The organism is Nonomuraea mesophila (genome assembly GCF_004352805.1).
GTDB lineage: Bacteria > Actinomycetota > Actinomycetes > Streptosporangiales > Streptosporangiaceae > Nonomuraea > Nonomuraea longispora.
In genome coordinates, this window is sequence record NZ_SMLD01000264.1 from 1 (window position 1) to 8946 (window position 8946).

The window sequence follows — 8946 nt, forward strand, 5'->3', positions numbered from 1 at the left end:
CCCACCCACCCGCGACGACATGTGGTCCTCACGGCGTACGACCGCCACGCTCCGGAGCTGTCCCCATCGGCCGGGCGGCTGAGGGCTTGCAGCCGTCGACCACGCTGCCGCGTGCAGTTCAGTGGGGGCGCGCCGCGGGAGAGCGGGCGAGGTGGGGGTGTGGTGAGTTGCCGGGCCGGGAGGGTTGCTGGTGTCATGGCCCGGTGACGGCTTCCGACACTCATCGTGCCATCGAGGCGGTCTGGCGGATCGAGGCGGCCAGACTGATCGCCGGGCTCACCCGGCTGGTGCGCGACGTCGGCCTGGCCGAGGAGCTGGCGCAGGACGCGCTGGTCGCCGCCCTGGAGCAGTGGCCGGAGTCCGGCGTGCCGCAGAACCCGGGTGCGTGGTTGATGACCGTGTCGAAACGCCGCGCCATCGACATGATCCGCAGGAACGAGCGGCTGGCGCGCAACCTGGCGGAGCTGGCCCACCGGCTCGAGGGGAGCGAGGAGCCGCCCGAGGTCGACGAGATCGAGGACGACCTGTTGCGGCTGGTGTTCACGGCCTGCCATCCCGCGCTGTCGATGGAGGCGCGGGTGGCTCTGACGCTGCGGGTGCTCGGCGGCCTGACCACGCAGGAGATCGCCAGGGCGTTCCTCGTCACGGAGTCCACGGTCGCCCAGCGAATCGTGCGGGCCAAGCGTACGCTCGCGGCCGAGCAGATCCCCTTCGAGGTCCCGCAGGGCGCCGAGCTGGCCGGGCGGCTCGCGTCCGTGCTCGAGGTCATCTATCTGATCTTCAACGAGGGCTACTCGGCGACCGCCGGCGACGACTGGATGCGGCCGGGGTTGTGCGAGGACGCGCTCCGGCTGGGCCGCGTGCTGGCGGGCCTGATGCCGCGGGAGCCCGAGGTCCACGGTCTGGTGGCGCTCATGGAGTTGCACGCCTCACGCGCTGCCGCCCGCGTGGGGCCTGACGGCGAGCCGATCCTGCTCCTGGAGCAGGACCGCACCGGCTGGGACCGGCTGCTCATCCGCCGGGGCCTGGCCGCGCTGGACCAGGCGGAGGAACCGGGCGGGGCGCGCGGCCCCTACACTTTGCAGGCCGCCATCGCCGCCTGCCACGCCAGAGCGTTCGACCCTGACGACACCGACTGGACACGCATCGCCGGCCTGTACGAAGAGCTGGCCAAGTTGTCGCGCTCCCCCGTGGTCGAGCTCAACCGCGCGGTGGCGCTCTCCATGGCGTACGGCCCGGCGGCGGGGCTGGGGCTGCTGGACCAGATCGTGGACGAGCCGTCGCTCAAGGACTACCACCTGCTGCCGAGCGTCCGTGGCGACCTGCTGGTCAAGCTGGGCCGGCTCGAGGAGGCGCGGGCGGAGTTCGAGCGGGCGGCGGGGATGACGCGCAACGCTCGTGAGCGGGCGCTGCTGGAGGCCCGCGCCGCCGCCTGCCGCGACGACCCGCCTGCCTGAGTCACCGCTTCCGAGCGGATCGACCGCGGGTTCCGGGGTGGCGCCCGGCCGTTTCCGCGAGCGCGTCCGCGTGACATGCCCTTGATGCGACACAAAAGATGCCTCTTGTGGTGGGAGCGCTCCCAATCAGCTCTTTGTGAGGTTTATGGCTTTAAATCCGGTTGTTGAGTGATAAACCACCCCATTGGTAACGGTTCCGTTTCGCGGGATTGACGTGCAGAGCGGGCAAGTGCACCCTTTGTGGGAGCGCTCCCAACACTCCCACCGCGGTGAACGCAGGCCGCGGTGCATCTCCTGCACATTCACCCGAGAAGGGGCCCCACCATGATGATCAGAAGACGTCGCGGCGGTCTCGCCGTGGCCTCGGCCCTGGCGGCGACCGCGCTGGCCGTAGCCTCCTGCGCTTCCGAGACGCCCTCCACCTCGTCCTCCGCCTCGTCGGAGCCGGTCACCATCCGCCTGCAGACGTTCGGCGGCGGCAGCAACTTCGGCTACAAGAACGCCGTCGACAAGTGGAACGCCGAGCACAAGGACATCCAGATCAAGTACGAGAACCTGACCGACCAGTTCGAGCAGCAGTACTGGCCGCAGATGATCCAGTGGTTGCAGGCCGGCAGCGGCGCCGGGGACGTCATCGGCATCGACGAGGGCGGCATGGGCCTGGCCAAGGCGCGCACCGAGTGGTGGGCCGACCTGAAGGAGCACGGCCTGGAGTCGCGTAAGGCCGACTACCTGCCGTGGAAGTGGGAGAACGGCGTGACCGCCGACGGCAAGCTGTTCGGCCTGGGCACCGACATCGGCGGCATGAGCCTGTGCTATCGCAAGGACCTGTTCGAGAAGGCGGGGCTGCCGACCGACCGTGACGAGGTCAGCGCGCTGTGGCCCACCTGGGAGGAGTATCTGGAGGTCGGCAAGCGGTTCCAGTCGAAGGTCAAGGACACCAAGTGGGCCGACGGCACCAACACGTTGTACCAGGTGGTGCTGTATCAGGAGGCGGCCAAGAACGGCAACGTGTCCTACTTCGACAAGGACAACAACCTGATCATCGACAAGAACCCGGCGGTCAGGACGGCCTTCGACTTCGTCCAGAAGCTGAGCCAGGACGGTCTGACCGCCAAGCTGCGCAACTTCTCCGACGAGTGGGCGACGGGCACCCAGAAGGGCGCGTTCGCCACGCTCGGCTGTCCGTCGTGGATGCTCGGCGCGGTCAGCGGCAACGCCGGTGACGAGGGCAAGGGCAAGTGGGACGTGGCCGCGGTGCCCGGCGAGGGCGGCAACTGGGGCGGCTCCTGGCTGGCCGTGCCCAAGCAGTCCAAGCACCCGAAGGAAGCGGCCCAGGTCGCCGACTACCTGACGCAGGCGACGACCCAGGCGAGCGTCTTCACCGACTTCGGGAACATGCCGAGCAACGTCAAGGCCCAGCAGGACCCGGCGGTGCAGGGCGCGAAGAACGAGTACTTCAACGACGCGCCCATCGGTGAGATCTTCGCCAAGTCCGCCGCCAGCCTCCAGCCGGTCTTCCTGGGTGTGAAGCACGCCCAGGTCAAGAACGCCACGGAGTCGGTCGTCCAAGGCATGGACGACGGTTCTGTCCCGTACGACAAGGCCTGGCAGCAGTTGGTCGACGACGCGGTGAAGGCCGCGGGCTGATCCTTCCGCCCGGCCCGCCAGGAGCGGGCCGGGCTTGTTGCCGCCGAAAGGTCTGTAATGAGCATCGACACCCTTCCACGGGCGACGCGGAGCAACAATCGCCGCGCCCGCCCGCCCGGCCGCCGCTGGCGTTCGCGTCTCGACATCAAGGCGATGCCGTACGCACTGGTGTCCCCGTATTTCCTGCTGTTCGCCGCCTTCGGGCTCTTCCCGCTGGCGTTCACCCTCTACTACTCGCTGTACGACTACGACCTGACCGGCACGACGGAGTGGGCCGGGCTGGGCAACTACACCGCGCTGCTGGGCGACGACGACTTCTGGCGTGCCACCGTGAACACGGTGGCCATGTTCCTCCTCGCCACCGTCCCGCAGATGTTGATGGCGTTGTTCCTGGCCAACGCGCTGAACAAGCGCATGCGTTTCCGGCTGGCCATCCGGATGAGCGTGCTGCTGCCGCTCGTCACGTCGGTCGTCGCGGTCGCGGTGGTGTTCACGCAGTTGTTCGCCCGCGACTGGGGCCTGGTCAACTGGCTGCTCGGCATGTTCGGGGTGGAGAACACGAACTGGCGGGCCGAGCGCGTGCCGTCGTGGCTCGCCATCGCGACCATGGTCGACTGGCGCTGGACCGGCTACAACGCGATCATCTTCCTGGCCGGCATGCAGACGATCCCGCGCGACCTGTACGAGGCCGCCTCGATCGACGGCGCCTCCCAGCGCCGGCAGTTCTGGCAGATCACGCTGCCGATGCTGCGCCCCACGATGATCTTCGTGGTGCTGAACTCCACGATCGGCGGCCTGACGCTGTTCTCCGAGCCGATGACGTTCTACAACGGCAACCCGGACGGCGGGTCGCAGGGCCAGTTCCAGACGGTGGCCATGTTCGTCTACAAGGAGGCCTTCCGTGAGTTCGACTACGGCTACGCGTCCGCGGCCGCCTGGCTGCTCTTCCTGCTGATCCTCATCGGAGCGGCGATCAACTTCCTGTTCGTGCGCAGGATCGGGGGCACACGATGACCATCTGGAAACCGTCCGTCCTCACGAAGGTCCTGCTCGGGCTGGCCATCTTCCTGTCGGCGTTCCCGCTGTACTGGATGCTGGTCATCGCCTCGCGTACGAACGCCGACGCGGTGGCCTCCCCGCCGATGTTCCTGCCCGGCGGGAACCTCGGCCAGAACATCATCGCGGTGCTCCAGCACCCCGAGGCCAAGTTCGTGGCCGGCCTGACGAACTCGTTCATCGTGGCGAGCGTCGTCACCGTCTCGGTCATCATCATCTCGACGCTGGCCGGCTTCGCCTTCGCCAACCTCGACTTCAAGGGACGCAACGCGCTGCTGCTGCTCGTGCTGCTGACGATGGCGGTGCCGCTGCAGCAGATGGGCGTGGTCCCGCTCTACCGGCTCATGGTGAGCCTGGACTGGACGGGCACGCTCAAGGCGGTCATCCTGCCGTACCTGCTCAACGGGTTCGGCGTCTTCCTGATGACGCAGTACACGCGGCAGTCCGTGCCGATGGAGCTGGTCGAGGCCGCCCGGGTGGACGGCGCCGCCACGCTGCGCATCTGGTGGAACGTCGTGCTCCCCGCGGTCAGGCCCGGCATGGCCGTGCTCGGCATCAACACGTTCATGCTCATGTGGAACGACTACATGTGGCCGCTGATCGTGCTCAACCAGGACAACCCGACCGTGCAGATCGCGATCAACTCGCTCAACGCGAGGTATTCCACGGAGTACTCGTTGATCTTCGCAGGTACGGCATTGTCCATCATTCCGCTCATCGCGGTATTCGTCGCATTCGGCCGCCAAATCGTCGGCGGACTCATGGAAGGTGCGGTCAAGGCGTGACGACACAAGAGGAACAGACGCGGACCGGACTGCGCTTCCCCGCGGGCTTCGCGTGGGGCGCGGCGACCTCGGCGTACCAGATCGAGGGTGCCGTCGCGGAGGACGGGCGAGGACGGTCCATCTGGGACGTCTTCACCAGGACGCCCGGCCGGGTGCTCAGCGGGCACAACGCGGACGTGGCCATCGACCACTACCACCGCTACAAGGACGACGTCGCCGTCATGGCGGAGCTGGGCCTGTCGGCCTACCGCTTCTCGGTCTCCTGGCCCCGCATCCAGCCCACCGGTACGGGCAAGATCAATCAGAAGGGGCTCGACTTCTACAAGCGGCTCACCGACGAACTGCGCAAGCACGGCATCGATCCGTGGCTGACCCTCTACCACTGGGACCTGCCCCAGGAGCTGGAGGACAAGGGCGGCTGGCCCAACCGCGACGTCGCCTACTGCTTCGCCGACTACGCGGCGATGGTGCACGAGGCGCTGAAGGACCACGTGCACACGTTCAGCACCGTCAACGAGCCGTGGTGCGCCGCGTTCCTCGGTTACGCCTCGGGCGAGCACGCGCCTGGCAGGCGCGAACCGGAGAACGCGATCAGGGGCGCGCACCACCTCAACCTGGCGCACGGCCTGGCCGTGCAGGCGATGGGCGCCCGGCGCGTCGGCGGCAGCGTGAACCTGTACGCGATCAGCCCCGCCACCGGCAGTGCCGAGGACCTGGACGCGGTCCGGCGCATCGACGGCCTGCAGAACCGGTTCTTCCTGGACGCCATGCTGCTGGGCAGCTATCCGGAGGACGTGCTGGCCGACCTGCCCTTCGAGGTGGACTGCGTCCAGCCCGGCGACATGAAGATCATCAACGCGCCCATCGACGTGCTGCTCATCAACTACTACAGCCGCTTCACGGTCTCGGGAGCGCCAGGCGGCGCCCAGTCGGCGGCCGCGGCCCCCACGGACACGGGGTCGCCGTGGGTCGGCAGCGAGCACGTGTCGTTCGTCAACGGCGGCCGTCCCGTGACGGCGATGGGCTGGGAGATCGACGAGTCCGGCCTGGTCGAGGTGCTCACCAGGGTGGCACGGGACTACCCCGCGATCCCGATGGTGATCGCCGAGAACGGCGCCGCGTTCGACGACGTGCTCGACGACGGCCGCGTGCACGACCAGGAGCGGCGGGCGTACGTCGAGGCGCACCTCGCGGCCTGCAAGCAGGCCATCGACGCGGGCGTGCCCCTGGAGGGCTACTTCGCCTGGTCGCTGATGGACAACTTCGAGTGGGCCTGGGGTTACGGCAAACGGTTCGGCCTGGTTCGGGTGGACTACGAGACGCAGGAGCGGCTGCTCAAGGACAGCGCGCTCTGGTACTCGGAGATCATCCGGCAGAATAGGCGACATGAACCGACCGACTCTTGAGGCAGTCGCGGCTCGGGCCGGCGTGGGCCGGGGCACGGTGTCGAGAGTCATCAACGGCTCGCCGAACGTCAGCGCCAGGGCCCGCGAGGCCGTCGAGCTGGCCATCCGTGAGCTGGGCTACGTGCCCAACCGCGCGGCGCGGGCGCTGGTGACGCGCCGCACGGACACCGTGGCGCTGGTGGTGTCCGAGTCGCAGTTGCGGGTCTTCGACGAGCCGTACTTCGCGGGCACCATCCGCGGCATCGGCTCGGCGCTGGCCGAGACCGGCCTTCAGCTGATCCTGGCGATGGCCAGGTCGCCGGAGGAGCACGAGCGACTCGAGAACTACCTGACGGGGCAGCACGTCGACGGCGTGCTGCTCCTGTCGCTGCACGGCGCCGATCCGCTGCCGGGCCGGCTGGAGGCGATGGGCGTGCCCACCGTGCTCGGTGGGCGGCCCGTCGGCCTCGCCCCCTACAGCTACGTCGACATGGACAACAGGGCCGGGGCCCGGCAGGCGGTCAAACACCTGCTGAGCCTCGGCCGCCGCGCGATCGCCGCGATAGCCGGCCCGCAGGACATGGGCGTGGGCGTCGACCGGCTCTCCGGCTACCGCGACGCGCTGCTGCCCTCGGGCCTGCCCGAGCTGGTGTCCTACGGCGACTTCTCCGAGCAGAGCGGGGCCGTCGCGATGGCGGAGCTGCTGCGCACGCATCCCGAGCTCGACGCGGTCTTCGCCGCGTCCGACCCGATGGCGCTGGGCGCGATGCGCGTGCTCAAGGCCGAAGGACGGGCGATCCCCGGCGAGGTGGCCGTGATCGGGTTCGACGACTCCAAGGCAGCGCTCAGCGCCGACCCGCCCCTGACCACCGTTCACCAGCCGACGGAGGCCATGGGCAGGCAGATGGCCCAGCTGCTCGTCGCCCGCATCAACGGCGAGCAGTTGCGCCAGCCCGTGGTGATTCTCGACACGCATCTCGTGCGCAGGGAGTCCGCCTGACGCCAGGAAGGGGGTTCCCGTGAACAGCAGGACCAAGCGCCGGTTATCCGGGGCTGAGCTCGACGCGCTGGCCCGGCGCGCGCTGGGCGCGGGCGTGGCGTCCGCGACGGAGCTGACCGACGGCTTCGCCAACGCGGTCTGGCGGCTCGCGCTCGACGACGGCCGCGAGGTGGTGCTCAAACTCTCCCCGCCGCCCGAGCTCGACCAGCTCAGCTACGAACGCAACCTGCTGCGGATGGAGGCCGCCGCGTACGAGCACGCGCTGAAGGCGGGCGTCCCCGTGCCGTCCCTGCTGCGGGCCGGTTTCGACGACCCCGTGCTCGGCGGCGACTACCTGATGCTGAGCGTCCTCGACGGCGTGTCGTGGAACGCCGTCAAGCCCGACGGCGAGGACACGCTGCGCAGGGAGCTGGGCCGCCACCTGGCCAGGTTCAACGCGGTGACGGGCGAGGTGTTCGGCTACCCGCACGCGGGCATCGTGGGCGCCACGTGGCGCGAGGCGTTCCTGGCGATGGTGGCCGCCCTGCTCGGCGACACCGTACGTTACCCGGCCCCGCTGCCCCGCCCGGCGGCCGAGCTCATGGCCGTGTTCGAGGCGGCCTCGCCGGTGCTCGGCGAGGTGACGACACCCCGGCTGGTGCACTTCGACGTGTGGGCGGGCAACGTCTTCCTCGACCTCAGCGGCCCGCCCAGGATCCAGGCCATCATCGACCATGAGCGGGCCTTCTGGGGCGACCCGATCGCCGAGTTCGTCACCCCGACCATCTTCGGGGAGCTGCGCGAGGACGATCCGCTGCTGGCCGGCTACCGCGAGGTGACGCCGCTGGAGCTGACCCCTTCCGCGCTGACCCGGCTCGACCTCTACCGCGCCTACCTCTACCTGATCCTGTTGATCGAGAACGGCCCCCGGCAGTATCCGGAGAAGGAGTACGCCAGGGTCCGCGACGGCTCGCTGGCCGCCCTCGACGTGCTGCTCGCCCGCCTCACCCGCGCCTGACCGAAGCCCGTTCACGTGGAGGGCAGGCCGCCCACCATGATGGGGCGCGTGGTGGGCCTCTCGGAGCCGCCCGCGGGCTCGACGGTGAGCGCCACCCGCCGGTCGCCGTCCAGCGGGGCCACCACGGGGACGGTCGCCCCGCCTCCCACGCGGTCGAGCAGCCCGGCGGCGCGCGCGCCTCGCGGTCCCGTCAGCCACAGCTCGTAGTCATGGGAGCCGGGCAGGTCCCGCAGCCCGGACGAGGTGAACACCATCCGTCCCTCGGAGCGGGAGAGCACCACGGTGCCGGTGCCGCCGGTGGCGACCGGCAGGCGTACCGTGCGGGCGTCGGGCGCGGCCAGCACCGCGGCCAGCTCTCCCGTCCTGGTGGACAGGTCGCCGAGGTCGCGGTGGGCGTCGACGGCCAGCGCGCCCAGCACCGCCGCGGCCGCCGCGGACACCGCCGCCAGCACCGTCAGCGGCTTCGGCCGCCGCCACGCTTCCGTCGGGCCCTCCAGCGGACGTTCCGGCCGGGTGCCCGGCGGACCCGCCACCAGGCTTTCGGGCGGGCGTTCCGGCGGGCCGGGGCGGTGGCGCGGGCGGCGGGCGGCGGTCAGGAGGCGGGCGCGCAAGGTGG

General features: G+C 69.8%; 8 protein-coding genes. 7 read left to right on the plus strand and 1 reads right to left on the minus strand.

Features of this window, described 5'->3' with window-relative positions:
- Nucleotides 1-203: 203 nt before the first annotated feature.
- From E1295_RS45640 to E1295_RS45670, 7 genes are all read left to right on the plus strand, one after another.
- Nucleotides 204-1457, plus strand: a complete 1254-nt coding sequence (locus E1295_RS45640) for an RNA polymerase sigma factor (RefSeq protein WP_132641264.1) — start codon at nucleotides 204-206, stop codon at nucleotides 1455-1457.
- A 324-nt stretch (nucleotides 1458-1781) separates the two neighbouring features.
- Nucleotides 1782-3107, plus strand: coding sequence for an ABC transporter substrate-binding protein (locus E1295_RS45645; protein WP_132641266.1), 1326 nt, complete (start codon nucleotides 1782-1784; stop codon nucleotides 3105-3107).
- Nucleotides 3108-3164: 57 nt separating this feature from the next.
- Complete coding sequence (locus E1295_RS45650) at nucleotides 3165-4121, plus strand: carbohydrate ABC transporter permease (protein ID WP_132641268.1); 957 nt, start codon at nucleotides 3165-3167, stop codon at nucleotides 4119-4121.
- Nucleotides 4118-4948: a carbohydrate ABC transporter permease gene (locus E1295_RS45655; protein ID WP_132641270.1), complete on the plus strand. Its 831-nt coding sequence runs from the start codon at nucleotides 4118-4120 to the stop codon at nucleotides 4946-4948. Before E1295_RS45650 ends, E1295_RS45655 begins: the two co-directional genes overlap by 4 nt.
- Complete coding sequence (locus E1295_RS45660) at nucleotides 4945-6354, plus strand: GH1 family beta-glucosidase (RefSeq protein ID WP_132641272.1); 1410 nt, start codon at nucleotides 4945-4947, stop codon at nucleotides 6352-6354. Before E1295_RS45655 ends, E1295_RS45660 begins: the two co-directional genes overlap by 4 nt.
- Nucleotides 6335-7333, plus strand: a complete 999-nt coding sequence (locus tag E1295_RS45665; RefSeq protein WP_132641274.1) for a LacI family DNA-binding transcriptional regulator — start codon at nucleotides 6335-6337, stop codon at nucleotides 7331-7333. Before E1295_RS45660 ends, E1295_RS45665 begins: the two co-directional genes overlap by 20 nt.
- Nucleotides 7334-7352: 19 nt before the next feature.
- Entirely contained in the window at nucleotides 7353-8330 is a 978-nt protein-coding gene (locus tag E1295_RS45670; protein ID WP_132641276.1) for a phosphotransferase family protein, read from the plus strand.
- 11 nt (nucleotides 8331-8341) lie between these two features.
- Here the strand turns inward: E1295_RS45670 and E1295_RS45675 are convergent.
- Nucleotides 8342-8946, minus strand: a 605-nt coding sequence (locus tag E1295_RS45675; RefSeq protein WP_132641278.1) for an anti-sigma factor, incomplete at its 5' end; no start/stop codon positions are given.